Below are 26,018 nucleotides of genomic sequence, written 5' to 3'. Positions count from 1 at the left end.
CGCACACGGTCGATGCCCGTACACAGGGGCTCAGAACAAGGAAGCAGTGTAGGGATCATGGTTCTTGACGGACATCAGCGCCTGAGGCCTGAGCAATAGCTCCCGCGCCACAGGGTCGTGCGCAGCGGCCTTCCACGCCTTTTCGTCAATCAAGCCCGAAACCTTGACCCCCAGCAAGCGTATGCGCCTGCCCAGTGGCACCCGTTTGAGGCACTGTCCGGCCGCCTGCCGAATGGCAGCCGCATTCTGCACAGGCAGACTCAGGGTCTGATCTCGCGTGGCAATCTTGAAGTCGTCATAGCGCAGCTTGATGCCTACCGTGCGCCCCACATAGCCTTTGCGCTTCAGGTCTTCCGCAACACGCTCACACAGCCCGGTGAAGATCGCCCCCAGCTCGGCCCGGTCTTGCACTGCATGCAGGTCGCGCTCAAAGGTGGTTTCGCGGCTCATGGACACAGGCTCGCTTTCTGTCACCACCGGCCTCTCATCTCGCCCCCATGCAGACTCATGCAGCCAGTGGCCATAGCTTTTGCCAAACCAGTGCAGCAATTGCGGCAGGCTTTGCGCGGCCAGATCGCCAATGGTTTCTATGCCCAGACTTTTGAGCTTGGCATCGGCCTTGGGGCCTATGCCGTTGACCTTGCGGCAGGCCAGCGGCCAGATCTGGCTTTGCAGATCTTCGGGCTGGACGATGGAGATGCCATTGGGCTTGTTGAATTCGCTGGCCATCTTGGCCAGCAGCTTGTTGGGCGCCACGCCGACCGAGCAGGTCAGGCCCGTCGCGTCAAAGATGGATTTCTGAATCAAGCGCGCCAGGACTCGCCCCCCCTCGCGCTGGCCACCGGGCACGTCGGTGAAGTCGATATAGACCTCATCCACCCCGCGGTTCTCCATGACGGGAGCAATCGACACGATGATCTCTTTGAAGGCGCGCGAGAAACGCCGGTATTCGGCAAAGTCCACGGGCAGCAAAATCGCCTGAGGGCAGAGCTTGGCGGCCTTCATCATGCCCATGGCCGAACCCACACCAAACTGCCGCGCCGGATAAGTGGCGGTGGTGATGACGCCGCGCCCCGTGTAGTCGCGCAGCAGCGGAAAGTCCGCCACCGGAATCTCTGCCAGCGGCAGCCCCGCATGGCGCGCCAGCAGCGCGTCGTCAAAGCTGCGCCGCCCGCCGCCAATCACCACGGGCAGGCCCTTGAGCTGCGGATAGCGCAGCAGCTCCACCGAGGCGTAGAACGCATCCATATCCAGATGCGCAATACGCCGGGGCTTGGGTTCAGGGCTGACGGAAAGATCACTCACGCTGCCGATTTTGCCTGCGCTGGCAAGAATCGACAGCAAGCCTGCTCGGCAAGGCTTACTTGTTCGCCGCCTCGCTCTTGAGCTCCTCGACCTCGTCAAAGCGCATATCGGCGTAAGACACCCAGGTGTTGCGCTTGACCAGCCAGTAACCCAGCCAGAACACCAGAAACAACGGAATGCCCAGATAGGTGGAGATCACGCTGCCCCAGTCAATGCGCTCCTCCAGAAAGGCCTGGTAGTTCTGACCCAGCGTCACGATCAGGCACAGCACAAAGGCAAAGATGGGGCCAAAGGGAAAAGCACCCGCCTTGTAGGGCAGCAGACCCACATCGTGGCCATGCATCACATAGCCACGGCGAAAGCGGTAATGACTCACGGCAATGCCCAGCCAGACGATAAATTCCGTCATGCCCGCCAGATTCAGCAGCCAGATATAGACGGCCTGCGGGCTGTAGAGCGAAGAAAGCAGACACAGGCTGGCAATCAAGGTGCTGCCGATCAAGGCAATCAGTGGCACGCCGTTTTTGGTCAGGCGCGAAAAAATGCGCGGCGCATTGCCTTCGGTCGCCATGTTGTAGAGCATGCGCGTGGCCGCATACATGCCCGAATTTCCAGCCGACAGCACCGAAGTCAGAATCACCGCATTCATCACCGTGGCCGCCGACAGCAGGCCCGCGTGCTGAAACACCAGTGTGAACGGGCTCACGGCAATATCCGCCACCTCGGTGCGCAGCAGCTGCGGATCGGTATAGGGAATCAGAAAACCGATGACGATGATGGCCAGCACATAGAACAGCAAAATGCGCCAGAACACCTGACGAATCGCGCGCGGCACGTTCTCACGCGGGTTCTCGGATTCGCCCGCCGCCACGCCCACCAGCTCCGTGCCCTGGAAGGAGTAGGCCACGATCATGGCCACGCCTACAAAGGTGGCGAAGTTGCCCACAAAAGGCGCCTCGCCCACTGTCCAGTTCTCAAAGCCGGGCACATGGCCCGACGTGATGATGCCGAACAGAATCAGCACGCCGGTGATCAGAAACGCCACCACGGCCACCACCTTGATCAGAGCGAACCAGTATTCGGCCTCGGCAAAGCCACGCGCGGAAAACGCATTGAGCCCCACCATCAGCAGCAAAAACAGGCCGCTCCAGAGAATGCCCGGCACATCGGGGAACCAGTAGGCCATGACCAGTTGCGAGGCCACCAGATCCACGGCCACCACCACGGCCCAACTGAACCAGAAGTTCCAGCCCAATGCAAAGCCAAAGCCGCGATCCACATAGCGCGAGGCATAGGTCGAGAAAGAGCCGGCCACCGGCATGAAGGCCGCCAGCTCGCCCAGGCTGGTCATGATGTAGTACACCATGATGCCAATGAGCAAATAAGTCAGCACCGCGCCGCCAGGGCCGACCTGGGCGATGGCCGAGCCCGAAGCCACAAACAGGCCGGTGCCAATGGCGCCGCCAATGGCAATCATGCTCAGGTGGCGCTGCTTGAGCACCCGGTGCAGCTGGGGCTGCGTGTTGTTGTCACTGCTACCAGTCAGCGGCGCAGGCTGATGGTTTGCGTTGGGTTGAGACATATGTCTTGTTTTAATGGTTTGCGCCCATTCAGACAGACCACCCAGCCATCCCACAAGCGCTGCCAGACGGCAACGCGAAAAAGCGATCACGCAAAGGATCGCAGGCAACAGGGACAAAGGAACAAAGCCATGAAAGCAAAGCGCTGTGGCGGATAAGCCAGCGGCATTCGATCTCGGCAGCTACCCCGGTCGGGTGCTTCAATGGCCAGGCGGAGATATCACCGGGCCCACTGACAGGCAAAGATGGCATTTTGCCCAAATCCGCCCGCCGTCATGCGCCGGCCCATCAATGCGGGGGTGGACTCTGGGGCTGATCACACGCACTTGACAGCCCAGATCACTATGAAAATGAAAGCAGCATGCGCATGCATTTCTTTCGATTCAAGATCAAATTACTCCAAGACCAACATTTGGCAAGCGGCAATCGCTATCAAATTCATGAATGGGGCTTCACCAAGCAGCGTGATCTGCCAGCCGCCTCTGGCAAACCCGTATAGCCCGCCAACTGCATTCTTCTTACATTGGCGCCCAGGCTTTCAGCCCAGCAATGCCGAGAGAGACTGCAGCGCCAACATTGCGCCGGCAGCGCCGAAGGAGCAACCGCCCCGGAAACTCTCAGGCCAAAGGATCGGCATCGCTTTGATACACACTCTGAAGAATGTCCGGACGTCATCGTCCGCCGGGCATACCGAAGGAGCAAGCGAGCGGCGCAACCAGCGCCCAGCCTCGTGAATCTCTCAGGTCCAGAACAGAGGGGGCGTTTGCTGCGCATATTGCGCGGGAACTCCACCCTTTGACGCATCTGGAATCTGAATCATGAAAACAATCGCCGTTATCGGTGGTGGTATCACGGGCGTGACCACCGCTTATGCCCTCGCACGCCGCGGCTTTTCCGTCACCTTGTTCGAAAAGCAGCGTTACGCGGCCATGGAGACTTCGTTCGCCAACGGCGGCCAGCTCTCGGCATCGAACGCCGAGGTGTGGACGCACTGGTCCACCATCGTCAAGGGCCTCAAATGGATGCTCAAGAGCGATGCACCGCTGCTGCTCAACCCCAAGCCAAGCTGGCACAAGCTGTCGTGGTTTACCCAGTTTCTTGCTGCCATTCCCCACTACGAAAAAAACACCGTGGAGACGGCGCGTCTGGCCGTTGCGGCGCGCGAGCATTTGTTCAGCTGGGCCGAGCAAGAGGGCATCGACTTCGATCTCAAGAAGCAAGGCATCCTGCACATCTATCGTGACCGCGCCGGCTTCGAGCATGCGGGCCGGGTGTCGCAACTGCTGGCCCAGGGCGGCCTGGAGCGCCGTGCCGTCACCCCCGAAGAAATGCATGCCATCGAGCCCACGCTGTCGGGCAATTACTACGGCGGCTACTTCACGGAAAGCGACTCCACCGGCGACATTCACAAATTCACCAGCGGCCTGGCCGCCGCCTGCGCAAGACTGGGCGTGACATGCCTTTACGGCCAGGAGATCGTGTCGGTTGCCAGCAACGGCAAACAGGCCAGCGTCACCGTGCGCCAGGATCAACAAGAGGTGACGTCCACTTTCGATGCCATGGTGGTCTGCGCCGGCACGGCCAGCCGTGCACTGGCCAGCCAGCTGGGCGACAGCGTCAATATCTACCCGGTCAAGGGCTACTCGATCACCGTCAACCTGCTCGATGAGGCCAGCCAGGCAGCAGCCCCCGTGGTCAGCCTGCTGGACGACGAAACCAAGCTGGTCACCAGCCGCCTGGGCCAAGACCGGTTCCGCGTGGCCGGCACGGCGGAGTTCAATGGCTACAACAAGGACATTCGCGCCGACCGCATTCGCCCGCTGATTGACTGGGTGCAGCAGTGCTTTCCGGGCATCAGCACGCGCAGCGTCGTGCCCTGGGCGGGCCTGCGCCCCATGCTGCCCAATCTGATGCCGCGCGTGGGCCCCGGCAACAAGCCTTGCGTGTTCTACAACACCGGTCACGGCCACCTGGGCTGGACGCTGTCTGCCATTACCGCCGACATGATTGGCAACGTGGTTCTTCAGTCCATGGGCAGCGCCAGCAAGCAGCCCCGCCCGCCCACGCTGACCACCGCCAGCGCCTGATCGTGAAGTGATACAGCTACCAAAATGAAAGCTGCTTGCGCTTGATTTTTCTATGTTTCAACATCTTTTGATATTGAAACAATGACAGATAAAGTGCAGGCAGCTCTCAATATCAGAGCTGCAGACAAATCAGCACCAGCCCCAGCATCATCAGCGCCATGCCCAGCTTCTCCGTCAGCGACAGCTTTTCGCTGAACACCTTGCGCGACACCAGGTAGCTGAAGACCACCTCCACCATGCCCAGCGTGCGCACGGCGGCCGCCCCCTGCATGGCATAAGCGGTGAACCAGGCCAGCGATGCGGCGGCGCCCATGCTTCCGGCCAGCAGCGAGATGCGCCAGGCTCTGAAGATGGGCCACAGCCCCTGCTCATGGGTACGGCCAATCCAGATGCCCATGACCACAGACTGCATGGTCTGCGCCACCAGTACGCCCCAGGCACCGGACAGCCAGGGCGAAGTCACGCCCAGCCTGACAATCTCCACCGCACCGCCGCGAAAGCCCACCGTGGCCAGTGCAAAGCAGGCGCCGCAGATCAGACCATACATGGAGGACTTGCTGGCCCAGGCCGAGAGCGTGAAAAGTTGACCGCGTGGCGGCAGCGACAACATCAGCACGCCTACCGTGGCCAGCACCATGGCCAGCAGCGCCAGCCGGGTTGGCAGTTCGTGCAGGAACATGGCGGCAAACAAGGCCACTTGCAGCACCTCGGTTTTGGACAGGGTGACGGCCACGGCAAAGTTGCGCTCCTTCATGGCCATGAGCAAGGCCGCCGTGGCTGCGACCTGAAAAAAGGCGCCCAGGGCAATCCAGCCTAGATAAGCGGCACTGAAGCGAGGCAGGGTCAGCGTTGAATCTCCAAAGCTGTATAGCGCCAGCAGATACACAGCGGCAAACGGCAGGCCATAGAGAAAGCGCACCAGTGTGGCCGGCAAAGTGCCGACCTGCGCCGTCAGCGAACGCTGCGCCGTATTGCGTACGGTCTGCGCCGCTGCGGCAAACAGCACCACCAGCACCCACACATATTCCGCCCCCAAGCCTGACATACACACCTTCTTTTTCAGCAATCGAGCGAGCATAGCTCTGCGCCGCAACCGCCGCTGACGCCATTGGTGCAGCAAGCCCGCTTGAGCGGAGGTGACGCCATGCACGAAGCGCTCTGCGCTGGCTGGCGATCACCGGATATCGAGAAAATCCCCTCAAATCAGTACCTGTAAAGCACAGTTCGCTACAATTTTCGATGGGTGCCCGTCACACAAGGTGGCGATGGCAGGTGAATGTTCTTGCGCAGGTCGGGCCGCCTGCGCGCTGGTCGCACGCAATTTGCAAGCAATGTCTGAGGTCAGCCCTCGGGCTGCTCGCTTATCGTCATTGCACGACCTGCTCCACCTGAATCGACACATGGACCCACAAAAAATTGTGCAGGCCCCTGCGCCCGCTGCCTCTGCGGCATCTCCCGCCTCCCCCCGCATTCCCGCGCTGCAGTCCATGACGGAGCGCGTGCAAGCCCAGATCACCCACCTGCTGCATATCGAGTCCTTTGCCGGCATGGTGCTCATGCTGGCTGCAGCCGTCGCTTTGGTCTGGGCTAACTCCGGCGCAGCGCAAAGCTACTTCGACCTCTGGCATGCGCCAGTCGCCATGACACTGGGTCCCAGGAGCTTCAGCACCGATCTGCACTTCATCGTCAACGACGTGCTGATGACCATCTTCTTTCTGGTCGTTGGCATGGAAATCCGCCGCGAGCTGCACAACGGGGCGCTGGCCAGCCTTCGTCAGGCCAGCCTGCCGCTGATTGCTGCCATTGGCGGTGTCGTGGTTCCCGCACTCATCTATGTGGCACTGGTGGGCAGCGACAAGACGCTGCTCAACGGCTGGGCCATTCCCACGGCCACCGACATTGCCTTTGCCGTGGGTGTTCTGGCCCTGCTGGGCCGCAATATTCCGGGTGCGCTGCGCATCTTCTTGTTAGCACTGGCCATCATCGATGACATCGTGGCCGTGCTCATCATTGCCTTCTTCTATTCGGGCGGCCTGCAGGCCATGGGCTTTGTGATTGCCGGCGCCGGCGTGCTGCTGGTGCTGCTGTTCAACCGCATGGGCATTGCGGCCGCTCCCCTGTATGTGCTGCCTGGTGCCATCTTGTGGTTTGGCCTGCTCAAGACCGGGGCTCACCCGACTCTGGCCGGTGTGGTTCTGGGCCTGATGACGCCCGTGTTTGTGCGCCCTTCTCCCGTTCCACCACTGATGACCGCACAGACGGCCATGCGCAAGGCCAGCGAGCAAATGCTGACCGCTGAGCCCGACCCTCAGCACCTGCTCAGCGATCTGCGCACAGCCCAGCTGGCACAGCGCGACATGCTGCCTCCGGCGCTGCGCCTGCCCATGATTCTTCATCCCTGGGTGGCTTTTGGCGTCATGCCCATCTTTGCGCTGGCCAATGCGGGCGTGCAGTTCTCGGGCATTGACCTGAGTGCCTCTGCACCTCAGGCTACGGCGCTGGCCGTGGTTCTGGCACTGGTGCTGGGCAAGCCACTGGGCGTATTCATCTGCACCTGGCTGGCCGTCAAGAGCGGGCTGTGCAGCCTACCCGAAGGCCTGAACTGGCGCGGTGTTTTGCTGGTGGGCCTGCTGGCAGGTATCGGCTTTACCATGTCCATTTTTGTGGGTGGTCTGGCCTTTGACGATGCCAGCCTGCTGGGCGCCGCCAAGCTGGGCATTCTGGCGGCATCAGGTATTGCCGCAGTACTGGGCCTGAGCTACGGTTTTGCCATGCGCAAGCGCTTTGAATAAAGCGCATTCGACCCACGCACTGCACTCACAAAAAAAGGTCAGCCCCAAAGGGCTGACCTTTTTTTATGGATCATGATTTTTAGTTCTGCTCAAACGGCTTGGGGTAGGTTCCCGGCAGCAAAATTTCTTTGCCCACGTTGTTGATATTGGTGTGGCCGCAGAAAGCCATCGTGGTGTCCAGCTCCTTGTGGATGATCTGCAGCGCCTTGGTCACGCCTTCCTGGCCATAAGCACCGAGACCATAGAGAAAGCTGCGGCCGATCATCGTTCCCTGCGCACCCAGCGCACGGGCCTTGAGCACGTCCTGACCGCTTCGAATACCGCCATCCATCCAGACTTCGATGTCCTTGCCGGCAGCCTCGGCAATCGAAGGCAGCGCCTCAATCGATGAAGGTGCGCCGTCCAGCTGGCGGCCACCATGGTTGCTGACCACCAGTGCGTCCGCTCCGCTTTGCGCAGCCAGTCTGGCGTCTTCGGCATCCATCACGCCCTTGAGAATGATCTTGCCGCCCCAGAGCTTCTTGATCCATTCCACATCGCTCCAGTTCAGCGTGGGGTCGAACTGATCCGCCGTCCACGACGACAGCGAAGACACATCACCCACGCCATCCACATGACCGACGATGTTGCCGAAAGTGCGTCGCTTGGTACCCAGCATGCCCATGCACCAGTGCGGCTTGGTCGCCAGATTGATGAGGTTGGCAATCGTGGGCTTGGGCGGTGTGGACAGGCCGTTCTTGATGTCCTTGTGACGCTGACCGAGGATCTGCAGGTCCAGCGTCACCACCAGCGCCGAGCAGTTGGCGGCCTTGGCACGGTTGATCAGGCGCTCCATAAAGGCCTTGTCGCGCATCACATACAGCTGAAACCAAAAGGGGTGCTGCTGCGTGTGCTCGGCAATGTCTTCCAGCGAGCAGATGCTCATGGTGGACAGCGTGAACGGAATGCCAAACGCCTTGGCTGCCTTGGCGCCCAGGATTTCACCATCGGCATGCTGCATGCCGGTCAGCCCTGTGGGTGCGATGGCCACCGGCATGCTCACATCCTCACCAATCATGGTGCTGCGTGTGCTGCGCCCCTCCATATTCACCGCCACACGCTGTCGCAGCTTGATTTTCTGGAAGTCGTCCTCGTTGGAATGATAGGTGCCCTGGGTGTAGGAGCCCGAATCTGCATAGTCATAAAACATGCGCGGCACACGGCGCTTGGCCACTACGCGCAGGTCTTCGATACAGGTGATTTTGGAAAGATCGCTCATCAGCGCATTGTCCTCAGAACCGAGGCCAAGTTAACGCTTTCCGGCAGAAAAACTGCCTCTCCAATATCAGCTGTGCTCAAGAAAGCACTCAAACTGGTATTACCAATTAATTTCAAAACTCAAGGGAAAACCATGCAATGACTTATTTGAAGTCATTTCTACAATCCACAATCATTTTTACAAACTTATTGGTCATACCAATTAAAACAGACTCAGACTTGCCATGTGCCTGACGTGCCATGTCAAAGCCTGTGACATTTGGGGAGACATTGCGCATGAATCTTGGACAAACGCTTTTAGCCCTGACCCCCATCGCGGTGGTCTTTCTTTTGATGGTGGTACTTGGGCGATCTGCCAAGCTCTCCATGAGTTCTGCCTACATAGTCACGGCCCTGCTGGCGCTGTTCGTCTGGAAAGCACCCGGCGCCGTGGTGGCGGCCGCCACGGTCAATGGCATCGTCACAGCCATCACCTTGCTGTTCATCGTGTTCGGCGCAGTGCTGCTGCTCAACACGCTCAAGGAAAGCGGCGCGCTGCGGGCAATACGTCAGGGCTTCATGGACATATCCCCCGACCGCCGCGTGCAGGTCATCATCGTGGCCTGGCTGTTTGGCTCGCTGATCGAAGGCTCCTCCGGCTTCGGCACACCATCCGCTGTGGGAGCCCCTCTGCTTCTGGCTCTGGGCTTTCCCGCCATGGCAGCAGTGATGTCGGTGCTGGTGATCCAGTCCACGCCCGTGTCCTTTGGCGCCGTAGGCACGCCCATGCTGGTGGGCGTGCGCTCCGGCATCGACAACAAAGCAGATGTTGCGCAGCTCATCGCCCCCATGCAGCCCATGGACTACCTGCTGCAGATCGTTAGCAATGTGGCCTTGATTCACGCCATCGTCGGCTTTGCCATTCCGCTGATCCTGTGCGGCATGCTGACACGCTTTTTCGGTGCCCGACAATCCTTCACCGAAGGTCTGAAGGCCTGGAAGTTCGCTCTGTTCGCAGGTCTGGCATTCACCGTTCCCTATTACCTGATCGCCAGCACCCTGGGTCCGGAGTTTCCGTCGATGGTCGGTGCCCTGATCGGTCTGGTGATCGTCATCGGCGCTGCGAAAAAAGGCTTTCTGGTTCCCAAGCAAAGCTTTGACTTTCCTCCCCGTGCCAGCTGGGAAAAGAAGTGGGTCGGCACACTTGCGGATGACGCCAGCGACGCAGACAGCAGCGCACCCAAATTCTCCGTGCTACGCGCCTTCTCTCCCTATGTGCTGGTTGTCGCCCTGCTGATCCTCACACGCACTATTGCTCCGCTCAAGGCATTTCTGACGGGCCCAATGACCACGCTCAAGATTCCGGCCCTGTTCGGCACCAGCATCTCGCCATCCGCCCAGTTCCTGTTCTCTCCGGGCTTCATCCTAATTTTGACTTCGCTGGCCTGTATCTTCATCTTCAGCATGAAGCAAGGGCAGTACGGTCGTGCGGTGAAGTCATCGGCTCACACCATGACCGAAGCAGCCCCTGCGCTGTTGCTGGCCGTGCCCATGGTGCAGGTATTCATCAACTCGGCCTCTGCTGATGGTTCGATGCTGAGCATGCCTCTGGTGCTGGCGCAAGGTGCCGCAGCCGTGGCTGGTGGCACATGGCCCAACGTCTCCCCCTGGGTCGGCAGCCTCGGTGCCTTCATTGCCGGCTCCAACACTGTCAGCAACATGATGTTCTCGTACTTCCAGTTCTCCACGGCACAGCAGATCGGTCTGAACCTTGACCAGTCCGCCGTCGTGGTAGCACTGCAGGCCGTCGGCGGCGCAGCCGGCAACATGATCTGCGTGCACAATGTGGTCGCCGCAGGCGCGGTGGTGGGCTTGATGAACCGCGAAGGTGAGGTCATTCGCAAAACACTGATGCCTATGGCCTACTACTGCATCCAGGCAGGCCTGATCGGCCAGGCGCTCATCTCCGGAAATATGCTGTGGTGGGGCGCTGCGCTGGGATGGCTGATTCTGGTGCTGACCGTTCTATCGGCATCCAAGGGCAAGCCTCTGGTCACTGCCTCCTAAACCTCCTCCCACACTGCCCCGGTGTGGCCATGCTGAAGCAGCCAGGCCGCCGGGGCAGTTGCCACAGAATCTGTGGACACCCACTTTATGCGTCTCTCTGATCAAGTCGCCGAGCAGCTCCATGAGCTGGTGAGGCAAAGGCAGCTGCAACCCGGTCAACGCCTCCCCGCCGAGCGGCAACTAGCCACAGAGCTGGGGGTTTCGCGTGTCGCAGTACGAGAAGCGATTCAGCAGCTCTCCAGCCGAGGCTTGCTGGAAAGCCGTGTCGGCGCTGGCACCTTTGTTTGCGCCAAAGTACCTCAATGGAGCGAACAGGCCCTGGCGCCGCTCGCTTTGCTGATGCAGGACGACCCTCAGTACCGCCTTGATGTACTGGAAACCCGCCAGGCTCTGGAGCTCAGCACCGCCAAGCTGGCTGCGCAGCGTGCCACCGCCAAAGACCGCGACAACATCCGTCGCTGCTTCGATGAAATGCTGCATCACCAGCAACGCAACGACGCCGAAAACTCCTCGCGCGCCGATGCCCGGTTTCATCTGGCCATCGCCGAAGCATCACACAACGTCGTCATCGTGCAAATCATGCGTGGCCTTTTCGAGATGGTGCTCAACACCGTGTCCCAGAACCGCCGCGTCATGTTTGAGCACAACGACCCAAAAGTGCTTGAACGGCTGACACAGCAACACCATGACCTCATGCAAGCCGTGGTGACAGGCGATCCAGAGCAAGCCCGTGCCCTGATCATTGAGCACCTCGATTTCGTGCACGACAAACTGGCCGCTGCCGATGCCGATGCGGCCCGTATCAGACGCCTCGACCGCCTTTCATCTACCCGGTGACCTTGTCATGATCATCTCCTCCACCACCGACTACCGCGCAGCCGCGCAAAAACGCCTGCCGCCCTTTCTGTTCCACTACATCGACGGTGGTGCTTACGCTGAAAAAACGCTGGCCCGCAATGTTGATGACCTCGCCGATGTGGCCCTGCGCCAGCGCGTACTCAAGGACATGAGCCAGCTGGACACCAGCATGGAGCTGTTTGGCGAAAAGCTCTCGATTCCCGTAGCGCTCTCCCCCGTCGGCCTGACCGGTATGTATGCACGCCGCGGCGAAGTACAGGCCGCCATGGCTGCCGACAAAAAGGGCATCCCCTTCACCATGTCCAGCGTCTCGGTCTGTCCCATCGAAGAAGTGGCACCCAAGCTCAACCGCCCCATGTGGTTTCAGCTCTATGTGCTCAAGGACCGGGGCTTCATGAAGAATGCGCTCGAGCGCGCTCAGGCCGCCGGTGTCTCCACCCTGGTCTTCACCGTGGACATGCCCGTGCCCGGCGCACGCTATCGGGATGCACACTCGGGCATGAGCGGCCCCAACGCCGCCATGCGCCGCTATCTGCAGGCCGCCACCCACCCACAGTGGGCCTTAGATGTCGGCTTGCTGGGCCGCCCCCACACACTGGGCAATATCTCCACCTATCTGGGCAAGAACGTCAGCCTCGAAGACTACATGGGCTATCTGGGTGCGAATTTCGATCCTTCGATCTCCTGGTCGGATCTGGAGTGGATTCGCGATTTCTGGAAGGGGCCCATGCTCATCAAGGGCATTCTCGACCCCGAAGATGCCAAGGATGCTGTGCGTTTCGGCGCCGACGGCATCATCGTCTCCAACCATGGGGGTCGTCAGCTCGATGGCGCCCTCTCCTCGGCACGGGCGCTTCCAGCCATTGCCGATGCCGTCAAAGGACAGATCAAGATCCTGGCTGACTCCGGCATTCGCAACGGTCTGGACATCGTGCGCATGCTGGCCCTGGGCGCCGACTGCACGATGATCGGACGCGCCTTCATCTACGCCCTGGCAGCAGAAGGCGGGGCAGGAGTAAGCAACCTGCTGGAGCTACTCGAGAAGGAAATGCGCGTGGCCATGACGCTAACCAGTGTCAAGAACGTGAGTGAGATCACGGGCGATCTGCTGGTACGCTGACCACCAGGGTTGGGCAGCTTTGCGCCATGCCCTGGCGCAAAGCTGCCGACCGAAAGCAACAATGCTTTCGTGCCTATCGTTTCTTCTTGATGTCTTCAGGGCCTGCAACCAGGGCGCCAGCACCGCGCACTTCAAGACTGATGCTGTCCAGCAGCTTGCCCGAGGCATCTAGCAGCTCCAGCTTGTGGCGGCCCGGCCAGGGCAGCCACCCCAGCTGGCTGCCGCGCCCCAGCTCTCGCTGTACTTCACGCATGACAGGCTTAGCGGTTTTATCGACTGGCGCAGAGTATTGGCGCGTCACCAACCGCCAGCGCAGGCTGTTGTCGCGCCAGTCCTGTTCGCCAGCCATGCCCGCCTGGCGCGCCACCAGTTGCACGCGCTGGCTGTCGGGCGGAATGTCCGGGTCCAGCGCCAGGATGGTGCCATTGGCAGGACGAGAGATGCGTACAGCGGTCGTCACAAGCACCGCATTTTTGGCCGCTGTGGTTTTCAAGCCTTTTGGGCCTGCAGCGCTTGTCCTGCTTGCGGTATCAGCTATGTGATCCATAGCAAACAACGACTGCTGCGTACCTTGCACAAACCATTCGCTGCGCGCGCTTTCGATTGGCATTGCACCGCTTCCCAGTGCACCGAACTGCACCGGCTGCTGCAGCACGCCCGCAGGTGGTTTGGGGGCTCGGCTGGACTGATTGCGATGTAAAAAGCCCATGATCTCGGCCCAGATGGGGGCAGCACCGCTGGTGCCGCTGACAGAGTGCATGGCTTCACCACCGGCATTGCCCACCCAGACGCCTACCGTGTAGCGCTGAGACCAGCCCACGGCCCAGTTATCCCGCATGTCCTTGCTGGTGCCGGTTTTCACCGCCGTCCAGAAACGCGTAGCCAGCACACTATCAGTACCAAAAGTGGGAGCACGGGCCATATTGTCGGAAAGGATATCGCCCACGATAAACGCGGCCCTTGCATCCAGCGCCTGCACGGCAGCGTCGCTGCTGACTACATCTGCACGGGACTTGCCTGCAGTCTTTTGACTGCCAGACTTCGGCATCTGTGCAGACTGCGGCAATGCCCAGCTGACGGTTCGATATTCACCGCCGTTACCCAGAGCACGGTACGCATTGGTGAGATTGAGCAAGGTGACCTCGCTGCTGCCCAGCGCCAGACTGAAGCCGTAGTAGCCCCCGCTTTCACGCAGTGGCATGCCCAGTTTTTGCAACTGTGCAAAGAAAGCATCGGGTGTGACCATGACCAGAGTGCGCACGGCCGGCACATTCAACGATGAAGCCAAAGCCGTGCGCGCCGACACCCAGCCCTTAAAGCGCCGGTCGTAGTTCTGCGGAATATAGAGGCCGTTTTGCGTGGGAATATGTGCCGAGGAATCTTCAATCAGCGAGGCCGCTGTCAGGCGCTTTTCGGCAATCGCCTGCGCATAGAGAAAGGGCTTAAGCGTGGAGCCGGGCTGGCGCAGTGCGGTAACACCATCGACCTCGGCAGCCTGGCTCAACGTCCCCGAGGAGCCCACCCAGGCCAGAATCTCGCCACTGCGATTGTCCAGCACCACCAGCGCACCATCCTCCACATTGCGCCCCTGCAGCTCGCGCAAATGCTGCTGCAGGCTATCCACGGCAAAGCGCTGCAGCGGAGCGCTCAGGGTGGAGCGCACCTGCTCTCGCCCTTTGTTCTCGGGCAGCGCCAGCCAGCGCCGGGCAAAGTGCGGCGCAATACCTTCCACCGGCTGCCATTGCCTGCGCTGCAGCACGCTCTGGGTATAGAGCTGCATGGCCGAGCAATCTCGGGCCGCCACATCATCGGGGGCCATGACCTGGAGCACACCACATGCACGCTGAGCCACTCGCTCCACCGAAGCATTGGGAGCCCGCACCAGGGCCGCAGCAATGGCTGCCTCGCGCGCATCCAGGCCATGCGCAGCCTTGCCATACAGACTTTGCGACAGCGCATCAATGCCCACGATCTCGCCCCGGAACGGCACCATGTTCAGGTAGGCCTCAAGAATTTGATCTTTGCGCCAGCGACGGTCCAGCACCTGTGCGGCTACGGTCTGACCAATCTTCTGCACCACAGTACGTCCACCCGGCCCCTGGCGCCAGTCGCCGTCGAGCAGGCCGGCCAGTTGCATGGTGATGGTGCTAGCGCCCCGTGTGCGCGTGTTCCAGAGATTGCCCCAGGCGGCAGCGGTAACAGCCGTCCAGTCCACACCGCTGTGCTCATAAAAACGCTTGTCTTCACTAAGCAACAGCGCTGTGCGCAAGGCAGGAGACACATCTGCCAGGGCGACCCAGGGGCCTCGCCGGACCGTGTTGTCCGTGCGCAGTCGCTGCAAGACCTCGCCTTCACGCGACAGCAGCAAGGTCTCGGACGAGCGGTGATCGCTGCGCACCTCCTCAAAGCTCGGCAAGGCATGGCTGACTGCCGAAAAGCCCAAGCACAAGCCAGTCACCACGAGCAGCCTGACGCTGCCCAGTCCCGCTTTCCCCGCTTTGAAATATCGCCCCATGCCTTGTTCCATCTCTGTTGTTTGACGCTTGCTGCCAGCAAACATTCTCCCAAAGATGAGAACACTCCATGTCTTGCAGTCAACCTCTTGGCGGCGTGCGCATTCAGCAATACCCATCAAAAAAGGGAGCCTCAGCTCCCTTTTTTGATACGGACAGAATCAACTATGCCCTGGGGCACGGTTGAGCAGTTGTGTGCGCTGGTCCGCACTCAGCGACAGGTAGCGCTCGTACTGGCGCAGGATGTCGGCAATGATTTCCTCCGAGCGCAAATACTGAACGTCATAACCCAGCCGCCCATCCTCAAAGAAGGTAATGGGCTCATACACATGGCTACGCGTCTTCTCGCTAACCACCATAAAGGTCGGCACCACTCGGCGCGTATTGCGCACGCCATAGACAAAATCACGCAGCGAAGGATCAGGCACCGTCAGGCGCAGCTCTCCATCACCGCTGAAGTCTTCGCTGACATTGACTTGCACGCCACGCTTTTGCATCTCCAGGGCGACCTCGTTCATGGCGGGCAGCACCAGATTGCGCATCAGCTTGCGTATGTCCTCACGCGAAGGCTGGTGCACGATCTGCTCTAGGCGTTTGCGCCAGTGCTGGCCATTCCAGAAGCTGGTGGCCGGAGCCAGTTCCTGCGTGAAATGCGCCCGGTCGGCTTCCAGCCCCTTCCACAGCCCATAGCACAGCGACAACATGATGATGGTCACCGGCACGGCCGCCACCAGCGTCATGGCCTGCAAGGCTTTCAGCCCACCGGCAAGCAACAGCACCAAGGCCGTCACGCCCAGCACCACGGCCCAGAACAGGCGCTGCCAGATGGGCGAATCCGGGTGACCTCGCGAGGCAATCGTGTCCACCACAAAAGCACCCGAGTCCGCCGAGGTGATGAAAAACACGGCAATCAGCACAATGGCCAGCCAGGCCACCAGCTTGAACCAGGGCAGGTATTCAAAGAAGCGAAACAGCAGCGCATCCACATTGCCAACCGATGCGGCCAAGGCGCCATGGGCCACATGGCTATCAATCCAGATGGCGCTGTTGCCAAAGGCGGTCATCCACACCAGGTTGAACGTCGTGGGCACCAGCAGCACACCAATGACGAACTGGCGAATCGTGCGACCGCGCGAGATACGCGCAATGAACATGCCCACAAAAGGCGACCATGAAATCCACCAGGCCCAGTACAAAATCGTCCAGCCGCCAAACCAGCTCGTGTCATTGGCCGGCTCATAGGCAAAGGTGCGCAGCGACAGCTGCACCAGTCCGGAGAAGTAGTTGCCGATGTTCTCGCTCAGCGCCTGAAGCAAAAACACCGTGGGCCCTGCGATCACCACAAAGCCCAGCAGCAGCAAGGACAGCGAGAGGTTGAACTCGCTCAGTCGACGCACGCCCTTCTCCAGCCCGGAGACTGCAGAAATTCCGGCCAGCATGACCACGACAACGATCACCATGGCGCGAAAGCCTGTGGTCGTGGTGTCCCAGCCCGTCAGCGTATTCAACCCGGCAGACAGCTGCATGGCGCCATAGCCCAGCGTGGTCGCAATACCGGCAATCGTGCCAACCAGAGCAAAAGCATCGACACCGTGGCCAATGGGGCCGTTGATGCGCTGCTTGAGCAGCGGATACAGGCCCGAGCGCATGGTCAGCGGAAGGTTGTAGCGAAAGCCGAAGTAGGCCAGCACCAGCCCCATGGTTCCGTAAATCGCCCAGGCATGAAAGCCCCAGTGGAAAAAGGTGGACTGCAAGGCCTCACGCGCAGCAGCGGGGGTGGAGCCGACTTCGGTGGGCGGCTTCAGGTAATGCTGCAGCGGCTCACCGACGCCGAAGTACATCAGGCCGATGCCCATGCCAGCGGCAAACAGCATCGCCGTCCAAGACAGAAAACTGAATTCCGGCTCCGCATCGTCCGGCCCTAGTCGTATGTCGCCAAAGCGGCTGGAAGCCAGCAGCACCAGAAACACCAGAAACACGGTCACGGAGACGGTATAGAACCAGTCCAGATTGCCGACCACCCAGGCCTGAGCCCCAGAGAACAGCGCGTCGGCACGTCGCGGCATGAGTCCGCAATACAGCAGCAAGCAGCCCAGCGTCAGCAAGGCCGGTATGACCACAGGTGCCGAAAAAGTGATGCGCGGGCGTGGCGCCTCATCACCCGGTGAAGGCGACGACCCGGAGGGGTCCGCAGTCTCCAGTGCTTTATCCAGGGCTTCAGACATGCTTGCTCTCCTGTTTCAATGCAACTTGATTCAAGCACTGCCAGCAAGCCTCCTGCGCAGGCAAAAGGGCTTGCAGTGTCGGATCACAGAAATTCATTATTGAAGGTTTCCTTACTCAGCTCGGCCCGGGAACAGAGGCCACAAACACAGGCCGTGATGCGCCTAGGGCGAGCGCCTGCAGCACGACGACTGCAGGGCGACGGGCTTGCCTGATCTGGATGTCAAGCGCTCGTCTGCCGATATTCATGAGGTGCAGGGTTCCCTTTCAAGCAAAAAGGCTTCACCCTAGCATGGCGCTTATAAAAAAATAGCAAGCAACGCTTGATCTACAAGCGTTAGAGGCCGATTCTTATACAAAGCCAATACTTGGAGCAGCAGTCCGGCTCCCTGCTTTCTCTCTGGGCCGCAACAGGCTTCAACAAAAACGGCACGCTTTCGGAGCCGTTTTTGCCGTGGCAAGCCAATACCGTCAGGCGGACTTCTTGACCTTGAAGGACAGAATCACCATCAGCACACCAAAGATCACGGCATAGGTGGCCAGCACCCAGAGCATGGCCATCATGCCGGCGGCAGGCTGAATCAGCACAAAAATACCGAAGAGCACAGAAATCGCGCCGCCCAGAATCAGCAGCCACTCGCCCTGGATTTCCTTGCGCAGACGAATGGCCGCAACAATCTCCATCACCCCTGTCATCACCGCCCAGACACCGACGTAGATGGTGATCACCAGCGCAGCTGCCACGGGCTGGAACAGCATCAGCACGCCGACCAGTGCGCTGATAGCGCCCCATAAAAGAACAACCCACCAGTGACGCGATTCGCCGCGGCTTTTGAAGGCCGTGAAGATGCCCAGCACGCCATCGACCAGCACATACACACCAAACACCAGCACCAGCGCTGCAGCAGACGCAGCAGGCTGCATCCAGGTCAGCACACCAAACACAATGGCCGCAATGCCTCTGAGCAGCAGCACCCACCAGTTGCGTCTAAACATGACGGACATGGAAGCGATTTCTGCAGTCATAAGTTCTCCTTGAGATGAGCTATCAAAACATGTAAGAAAATGCGCGCCTGTCGGCAATAACGCCTGTTGCTGTCAGCTCAGTTCCAGCAATACCGGCTGATGATCGGACGCTTGCGTGCAACTGTCCACCCGCCAGCTGCGCGCACGCGATTGCAGGCTGTCACTGACCCAGATGAAATCACACGCCCCGGGATCTGGCCCCCAGGTTCGGTCAATCAGTCTGAAAGTCGCCGGCTGAGGCTGCTGCGGATGAAGCACGCTCCAGCTGTTGAGCCACTGCCCCGGCTGGGCACAACCCATCTCGCCGACGGCCCATGGGGCAGACAGCTCTGCATATTCGGCCTCGTGTGGCTCGAAGTTGAAGTCCCCGCACAGCACTGCATGGCGTGTATGCGGCTTGGTTTGATAGGGCGAGCCGTCGCTGGCTGGCCTGGGCGCCGCATCCACCAGCGCACAGGCTTGCATTTGCAGCGCTCTGAGCGCCTTGGCCTGGGCCATACGCTGGCGGCGCGAGAAATACTCGAGGTGCGTGGTCATGATGCGAACCGGCCCCAGCGCTGCATCGGCCACCATCACCACCGAGCACATGCGCGGCATGCAGCGCATATCAGCTTCAGCAGGCATGGGCAGCGGATGGTGCTGAACCTGCAGCACCGGCAGCCGGGTCGCAATCACATTGCCAAAACGCTGGCGGCCTTGCGCCGTGAACTCGTCCACGGCGGCGCCCATGAAGATCTGCCAGCCCGGCAGCAAGGCCTGCAGCTCGGCCAGCTGATCGCCCGGAGCACCCTGCAGCTGCGGATAGTTGACGGCAATTTCTTGCAGACACAGAACATCCACACCGGCTGTAGCAGCGCCCCCATCGGTCCTCTCCCCCATCTGCAAGGCGTGCCGCACGATGCGCTCCACGCTGACACGGCCATCCATGCCGCAGCACCATTGCGTATTCCAGGTCAGGATATTCATAGTTTGTAATTTGACTAAAAACTGCCTCAAGCGCTTACACAGAAAGCGCAAGCAGCTATCACTTTGATATTTTGTGCCTCTTGAGAGCCGCAGTGCTCTGCTGCGTGATATTGACTTGATACCGTGCAACAAGCATGAAAAAAGCCCCGCCAGCATGCACTGTGCGGGGCTTGATCAGCACGGTTCCAATTACTTGGGCATTACCACCTTGAGTTTGGCGTTGGGTGTCTCGCCAAACATTTCGGGGGCATACAGCGCTTCTGCACGTGTGGGCGGCAAGGCGAATTCACCGGCGTTGTTCAGACGCACCGTGTATTCGACCTTGGTCGTGCCTGCAGGCAGATACTGGTAGTAGGCCCGGTAAGACTCGAAGCTACGCTCCTCATAGGCCAGCCAGCCGGCACCTTCGCGCTTTTCACCGCTGGAAGCCATTTCCGAATCGCGGCCCAGGCCGCCACCCAGAATGGTGGCCCCCGTGGGCACAGGATCGGTAATGGCCACCCAGGTCATATCGGTTTTGGCCTGCACCTCCAGCGTCACACGCAGCACATCACCGCGTGTGTACTGGCCGCCGCCAAACAAGCCCTTGTCCGCCTGCTCTACGGGCGTAACGGTCTTTTTGATGCTGTAGCCGGAGCTGAACGGAGCCTTGAGGGCCACGGCCGCCACAGACTGCACGGTCAGCCATGGCTTGCCTGTGCCTTGCTGGGTCACGCTGAGCTGGCCTTTACCAGATCCAGCGACCTTGGCCCAGGGCATGAACATGGTGTTGTTCATCAGACCGCCGGCACGCACGGGCTCTCCAAAGGCGCTGGTCGCATGGGCTGCGCCTTGCACATCTTCAGACGTTGCTCGTTTGACCTCGGCCCAGTTCACCTTGGCCTCATTACCGTTCATGCTGGCCACGGTGCTGCCGGCCACGGGCTCGGACTCAAACTTCTGCGAGAAGCGGCGCAGCGCCAGCGCCCCCCAGAGGTTAGCCGTGGTTGTGCTCCAGGCTCCGGCCTGCTGGCGGGCGATGAAACCGCTGATCAGGCGTGGCATGTCTTCCGCCCAGCCCGGGTCGTTGATGGTGGTCAGAATCAGGCGCGCCAGATTCACATCCGGGCCTTGCATCAGCCACCACCAGCTGTCGTCCTGCTCGGTGGAGAAGCCGGCACGGGTGCCATTGAACGTCAGGCGCGCACGCAGAATCTGCATGGCCTGCGCCAGTCGCTCTTCGCGCTGTGGAGCATCGCTCATGCGCTGCAGCAGCTGCACCCAGTCGATGACGGTGTGCGTAGGCCACTGGTTGGGCGTAGCGTTGATGCTGTCCAACATGCGCGGCGTGGCCTTGCCAGACAGCGCCAGCGCGGAAATTGCCGCCAGCTTGCGCATCTCCAGATCCTTGCGCGGGCTCCAGAAGTTGCGCTGAATGCGGCCTTCCACAAAGGCGATCAGACCCTCTTCCATGCGCGCACGCTCAGTTGCCGGAATCACAAAGCGCTTGTCCACGCCCTGCGCCATGGCCGACATATTGAGCAGATGCGCAGTCAGCGTATCGCTGCCGCGGCTGGCCGAGCCATCCTGCGGCGGGAAGTAATGGGTCAGGCCATCGCTATCCAGATAGTTGGGCAGTTGCACCATCAGCGACTGCCACAGCTGCGGATCCTGCATGCCTACCGCCTTGCTGGTGGTCTGTTCCAGGCAGGAGTAAGGGTAGCGAGCCCACCAGTCGCGCACGCCGGGCAGACCTTCGGTCAGCTTGGGCACCAGCGACATCTGCAGGCCACCACGACCGGGCAACGCATCAGCGGGCGGGCTCACGGGCACGGTGTATGTTCCGTTGACCTGTACCAGCGTAGCTTGCTGCACGCTCAAAGGCACGGCTGGCACGATGCGTTGACTGACTTTCAGTGCATCCTGCGCAGCATCAGCGCCGCCATTGAGGTCGCGGGCTTCAATCTCCCAGATCAGCGCCTCGGCACGTGTGCCGGAAAGCTGAGCCGGAGCCTTGACCTCCCAGGCCACTTCACGCGCCTCACCGGCGGGAATATCCACTACCTGGTGCTTGAGTTCCAGCAGCGTCGCACGCGGCGAGACATCGACCTTCATGGCCTTGGCCGAGGTGTTGCGCAGCGTAACCTGAGCGCGGAACAGGTCGTCCTCGCGCACCAGTGGCGGCAGACCGCTGATGATCTGCAGGTCCTGTGTAGTGCGGATTGCCGTCTGCCCCGTACCAAACAGGCTCACGCCCGCATCGGCCACGGCCACCACCTGGAAGGTGGTCAACGCATCGTTGAGCGGCACTTCGATCAGCGCCATGCCATTGGCATCCAGCACCACATTGGGCATCCACACCAGCAAGGTGTTGAGCAACTCACGCGTGGGGCTGCGGCCACCGCCACCACCTGCTGGAACGGCTTTTTTGCCATAGTGGCGTCGGCCAATCACTTCCATCTGCGCGGTGGATGTCTTCACACCCCAGTCGCGGCGCGTCAGCATGGCGTCCAGCAGGTTCCAGCTGGTGTTGGGCATCAGCTCCAGCAGGGCCTGGTCCACGGCTGCCAGCGCCACATGCGCGCCAGCAGCAGGCTTGCCATCAGGCAGCGTGGCCTTGACGGTGACCTTGGCCTTGCCGCGCACCTTGTAGCTGGACTTGTCCGAAGACAGCTTGACATCGATCTGGTGATTCTTCAGACCCACGCGCACTTCGGACATGCCAAAGCGGAAGGCGGGCTTGGAGAGATCGACCATGGAAGTCGGTGCGATGAATTCCTTGCCGTCATTCCAGAAGGCACGCCACCATTCCATCGGCGACTTGAAGCCCCAGGTAAAGAAGCTATACCAGGGCACTTCCATCAGTCGACCACGCAGCGCCAGCACACTGACGTAGACATTGGGGCCCCAGTTTTCTTCGATCTTGACATCCACCGTCGGGTTCTCACCCGTCAGCTCCACAACTTGCGTACTGACCACGCCTTCGCGCTCCACCGCCACCAGTGCCGTGGCACGGCGGAATGGCATGCGCACCTGAAAGCGTGCAGTCTCGCCGGGCTCATAGCTCTTACGCTCGGCCAGCACATCCATGCGGTCATGGTCTTCGCCACCGAACCAGAGCTCGCCCCGGCCGGTAACCCAGACCGAGGTCGCGGCCTGGCTGCTGCGGCCATCTTTGTCAGAGGCTTTGACAATCAGCTCCACTTCGCCCGGCTGAGACAGATGGGCTTCGCACTGCAGCAGACCATGGCTGTCGCTGGTGCCCGAGCAGACCGTGCCCAAAGACTTGAGCGTGGTCTGGTTGTCATAGCTATAAAAGCCCCCCACCAGTCGCTTGCGGCTGGAGGTAGTGATGCGTGCCACGGCCTCGACCTTGACGGGTACACCGGCCTGGGCCTTGCCTGCGGTATCCAGCGCCAGCGCCTGAAAGCGCAGCTTGCGGTCTACGGAGATCCAGTGCTCAGAACGCACTCCCGCCACCACGGCCGCCGGCCAGATGGTGCGCGTGCTGCGCAGCGTCTGCACCTCACCATTCGGGTCGGCGTAAGTCGCTTCCATCAGCAGCTCGCGCGGCTCGGTGGACTTGGGCAGCTTGTCGATGGTGACCTTGCCCAGGCCGTTCTTGTCCAGCGTCACTGGCAGCTTGTCGGCAACCACCTTGCTCTCATCGGCTGCGGTGCTCTCTTCATCATCACTGCTGCCCACATCCTGGGCGCTGCGCGGCGAGTTGAAGCTAAAGCCATCCCAGCCCGCGAAGTCCAGCGACTTGGCTCGCAGCAAGGCCGATACCTTGACCGGCAGATTGGCGGCAGCGCCGCCAGAGACATAGTTGATCTGCACTTCTGCAGGCACGCTGCTGACACCGTAGAGCGGCTCCTTGCCCGCAGGCCCCACGCGGCCTTCCATCACGGGCAGACGGAACTCCTCCACCCGGAAGATGCCGGTGCTGAAGATGTTTCCACGACTGCCGCTGGTATAGCCCAGCTCTACCGAGTACTCACCCAGCTTGGCTGCCTTGGAGATAGGAAACTCGCTGATGGCACTGCCATTGGCACTCCAGCTCACCGCCTGAGTAAAGCGCTGACCACTGCCCAGATGGGTAATGGTCAGGCGGTCAGGCTTTTCCTCGGCTTGCTCAAAGCCGCTGGAGTTCTTGCCCGGTCCAGTCTGTGCACGCAAAAAGTGCTTCATGGACACGGTCTCACCGGCGCGGAACAGCATGCGGTCAAACACCGTGTGCGCCACCGCATCACGCTTGTTGCTGGAGCTGGTGGGCACATTGAAGCGCCAGGACTCGATACCCTTGTTCCAGTTGCTCCAGACAAAAGCCAGCTCTTCGCCCGCATCGGTCTTGGCCCGTGCGCTCACAAAATAGGAGTTGCTACGGTAATAACCGTCTTCGTTGCGGCAAGACGGCGGGTTGGGATTGAGACCGTTGAAAGTCACAATGCCCTGCTCGTTGCTCACCGCAGAAGCAATCGCCTGACCATTGCAGTCCGACACCTGGACGGTGGCGCCAGGCACAACCTTGCCCTTATCCAGCGTCGTCACCCAGGCCACGGAATTTTCACGGCCCAGCTTGAAGTGCACAGCCAGATTGGTCACCAGCACCGAGGTGCGCACATACATGGTGCGACCCGCGCCATAACCCTCGTCCAGCAAAGACTGACCCAGCATGGGCGAGGCAATTTCCACCACCTGAAAGCCGGGGTTCAGCGGTATGCCGACCACCTCGAAAGGACGTGGATCATTCTTGGCAGCCTTGGGCAGCTCCAGTGTCTGTGTCTGGCTCTGGCCGTCCAGCAGCGACAGCATGCGGGTCTGCACCCAGTGCTTGTCGTCGTTGATGACTGGTGGCAAAACCTTGACATCACGCACAGCGTGCTTGCGCTGCACGCTATAGCTGTCATAGCGCTCAACCTTTTTCAGCCAGGCGATGATGTCAGCGTCCGAGCCCCCCTTCTTGGTACGCACCACGCTGGCGTCCAGCGACTTGCCGGTTAGCAGCGGCTCCACATTGCGCAGCGTCACAGGCAACAGTGCCGGGCCCTTGGGGCCTTCGGCAAAGCGCTCGACGATACCGAAGGGCGATGCCGCGAACTTCACCAGCGGCGGCATATTGCCGGTGGCCGTGGCCAGCGGGAACAGATTGGCGTTGGTCAACGTACGACCTGCTGCATCCTTGAACTGCGGCGGCAACTCAACAACATACTTGGTGTTGGCCTGCATGGTGGCCGGAAAGCTCACACTGTCCACCAGCGAGTCCTCGGCCAGCTTGTCGCCATAGGCTTCAATGATGGGAGCCACGGCGGAAGCACCGCTCTTGAGGCGTATGCCCTCCATCAGCTTGCGCGGCACCGGCGCACTGAAGGACAGGCGCATGGGGCGGATGGGCAGACAGGCGGCGTTGGCATTCTCGCGCTCGCAGCTGAAATCGGCGCTGAACGGCTGACGCACCTGGTATTCATAGCGCTGCTCGTCCTTGCTGGCCAGACCATTGGCCATGGTCACGCCCTTGCCGTAGACCAAGGTCATCTTGCTGCCCGAGGTCAGGCGGCGGTTACAGGCCAGCACCGCATAGTTCTGCGGATTTTTGACGGCATCCTTGTCCCAGTAGCGCTGCTTGAGCACGGCCTCGCGGTCTTTGCCCTCGATCAGTTGCACGGGAATACGCTCACCCACGCCTTCGGAGGTACACCAGACGCGCTGCTTGAGGCTGTCAACCGAAGCGGCTCCCGTCAGGCGCAGGGCAAAGTACTGCTCCTCATCGACCTCTTCATAGGTGCCGGGAGCAATCCTGACAACCTGTGGACCCCCGGTCTGAAATTGATAGCTGGAAGCGCCCGTCAGTGCTGTGCCTGAGACGGTTTTGAACTGGGGATCCAGCTGTGCCGTGCAGCGCACACCTGCGGGCAGGCTCTGGGCGAAGTCAAACACCCATTCCTTGTCGCTGTTCCAGCGTCCCTGCCCCTTGGCGGCCTGTTCATCACTGCACTGCAGCTTGACCGGTGCAGCGGCCTTGGGGTCACCAAAGCGCACGGCAGCCCCATCGAACTGCACCACCACCTGGCCGACCTTGCTCACATCCCCCTGCGGACTGAACTGGCGCACCCCCACGGCATGAGCGGCCGTGGCCGCCAGGCTCCATAGCAAACCTGCACTCAGCAAGCTGCGCCACCCCGGCCCAGTCTGCCTCCCCTTCCCGCCCGTAATCTCATACGGCTTGCTCATACAGTGATCCCCTTTGATGGCTGAGTCTTTCTCGC

At 60.7% G+C, this 26,018-nt stretch carries 14 protein-coding genes and 2 riboswitches; of the genes, 5 read left to right on the top strand and 9 right to left on the bottom strand.

What is annotated here, in order from left to right:
* Window positions 1–30: 30 nt before the first annotated feature.
* Both dinB and AC2I9W_RS04245 read right to left on the bottom strand, forming a co-directional pair.
* Window positions 31–1,248 carry a DNA polymerase IV gene (gene dinB, locus AC2I9W_RS04250; RefSeq protein WP_486408997.1) on the bottom strand — a complete coding sequence of 406 codons (1,218 nt, stop codon included), beginning with the start codon at window positions 1,246–1,248 and terminating at the stop codon, window positions 31–33.
* 112 nt (window positions 1,249–1,360) lie between these two features.
* The gene (locus AC2I9W_RS04245) at window positions 1,361–2,887 is read right to left on the bottom strand and encodes an amino acid permease (RefSeq protein ID WP_486408798.1); all 1,527 of its coding nucleotides are present in this window, start codon (window positions 2,885–2,887) and stop codon (window positions 1,361–1,363) included.
* Between the two features lie 541 nt (window positions 2,888–3,428).
* Window positions 3,429–3,528: riboswitch (glycine riboswitch) on the top strand.
* Window positions 3,529–3,649: riboswitch (glycine riboswitch) on the top strand.
* A gap of 54 nt (window positions 3,650–3,703) precedes the next feature.
* Here AC2I9W_RS04245 and AC2I9W_RS04240 point away from each other — a divergent pair.
* Window positions 3,704–4,972: a D-amino acid dehydrogenase gene (locus AC2I9W_RS04240; protein ID WP_486408797.1), complete on the top strand. Its 1,269-nt coding sequence runs from the start codon at window positions 3,704–3,706 to the stop codon at window positions 4,970–4,972.
* A gap of 112 nt (window positions 4,973–5,084) precedes the next feature.
* Here the strand turns inward: AC2I9W_RS04240 and AC2I9W_RS04235 are convergent, their stop codons facing one another.
* Window positions 5,085–6,017, bottom strand: a complete 933-nt coding sequence (locus tag AC2I9W_RS04235) for an EamA family transporter (protein ID WP_486408796.1) — start codon at window positions 6,015–6,017, stop codon at window positions 5,085–5,087.
* Between the two features lie 355 nt (window positions 6,018–6,372).
* Here AC2I9W_RS04235 and nhaA point away from each other — a divergent pair, with 355 nt between their 5' ends.
* Window positions 6,373–7,764, top strand: coding sequence for a Na+/H+ antiporter NhaA (nhaA, locus tag AC2I9W_RS04230; RefSeq protein ID WP_486408795.1), 1,392 nt, complete (start codon window positions 6,373–6,375; stop codon window positions 7,762–7,764).
* A gap of 79 nt (window positions 7,765–7,843) precedes the next feature.
* Here nhaA and AC2I9W_RS04225 read toward each other — a convergent pair whose 3' ends face one another.
* Window positions 7,844–9,022: an alpha-hydroxy acid oxidase gene (locus AC2I9W_RS04225; RefSeq protein ID WP_486408794.1), complete on the bottom strand. Its 1,179-nt coding sequence runs from the start codon at window positions 9,020–9,022 to the stop codon at window positions 7,844–7,846.
* A gap of 275 nt (window positions 9,023–9,297) precedes the next feature.
* On the opposite strand from AC2I9W_RS04225, the gene AC2I9W_RS04220 reads away from it, so the two are divergent.
* From AC2I9W_RS04220 to lldD, 3 genes are all read left to right on the top strand, one after another.
* Entirely contained in the window at window positions 9,298–11,067 is a 1,770-nt protein-coding gene (locus AC2I9W_RS04220; RefSeq protein ID WP_486408793.1) for an L-lactate permease, read from the top strand.
* An 87-nt stretch (window positions 11,068–11,154) separates the two neighbouring features.
* Entirely contained in the window at window positions 11,155–11,904 is a 750-nt protein-coding gene (gene lldR, locus AC2I9W_RS04215; protein ID WP_486408792.1) for a transcriptional regulator LldR, read from the top strand.
* 7 nt (window positions 11,905–11,911) lie between these two features.
* Window positions 11,912–13,045: an FMN-dependent L-lactate dehydrogenase LldD gene (lldD, locus tag AC2I9W_RS04210; RefSeq protein ID WP_486408791.1), complete on the top strand. Its 1,134-nt coding sequence runs from the start codon at window positions 11,912–11,914 to the stop codon at window positions 13,043–13,045.
* A gap of 73 nt (window positions 13,046–13,118) precedes the next feature.
* Here the strand turns inward: lldD and pbpC are convergent, their stop codons facing one another.
* From pbpC to AC2I9W_RS04185, 5 genes are all read right to left on the bottom strand, one after another.
* A complete protein-coding gene (gene pbpC, locus AC2I9W_RS04205) occupies window positions 13,119–15,572 on the bottom strand; it encodes a penicillin-binding protein 1C (protein WP_486408790.1) in 2,454 nt (817 codons plus the stop codon).
* A gap of 147 nt (window positions 15,573–15,719) precedes the next feature.
* Window positions 15,720–17,783, bottom strand: a complete 2,064-nt coding sequence (locus AC2I9W_RS04200; RefSeq protein WP_486408789.1) for a BCCT family transporter — start codon at window positions 17,781–17,783, stop codon at window positions 15,720–15,722.
* 469 nt (window positions 17,784–18,252) lie between these two features.
* Window positions 18,253–18,807 carry an HdeD family acid-resistance protein gene (locus tag AC2I9W_RS04195; protein WP_486408788.1) on the bottom strand — a complete coding sequence of 185 codons (555 nt, stop codon included), beginning with the start codon at window positions 18,805–18,807 and terminating at the stop codon, window positions 18,253–18,255.
* 72 nt (window positions 18,808–18,879) lie between these two features.
* A complete protein-coding gene (locus AC2I9W_RS04190; RefSeq protein ID WP_486408787.1) occupies window positions 18,880–19,773 on the bottom strand; it encodes an endonuclease/exonuclease/phosphatase family protein in 894 nt (297 codons plus the stop codon).
* Between the two features lie 189 nt (window positions 19,774–19,962).
* The gene (locus tag AC2I9W_RS04185) at window positions 19,963–25,983 is read right to left on the bottom strand and encodes an alpha-2-macroglobulin family protein (protein ID WP_486408786.1); all 6,021 of its coding nucleotides are present in this window, start codon (window positions 25,981–25,983) and stop codon (window positions 19,963–19,965) included.
* Window positions 25,984–26,018 lie beyond the last annotated feature (35 nt).

The organism is Comamonas sp. FUJ_7 (assembly GCF_057369555.1).
The sequence above is the reverse complement of the archived record's forward strand: the minus strand, read 5'-3'. Positions and strand labels throughout refer to the sequence as shown.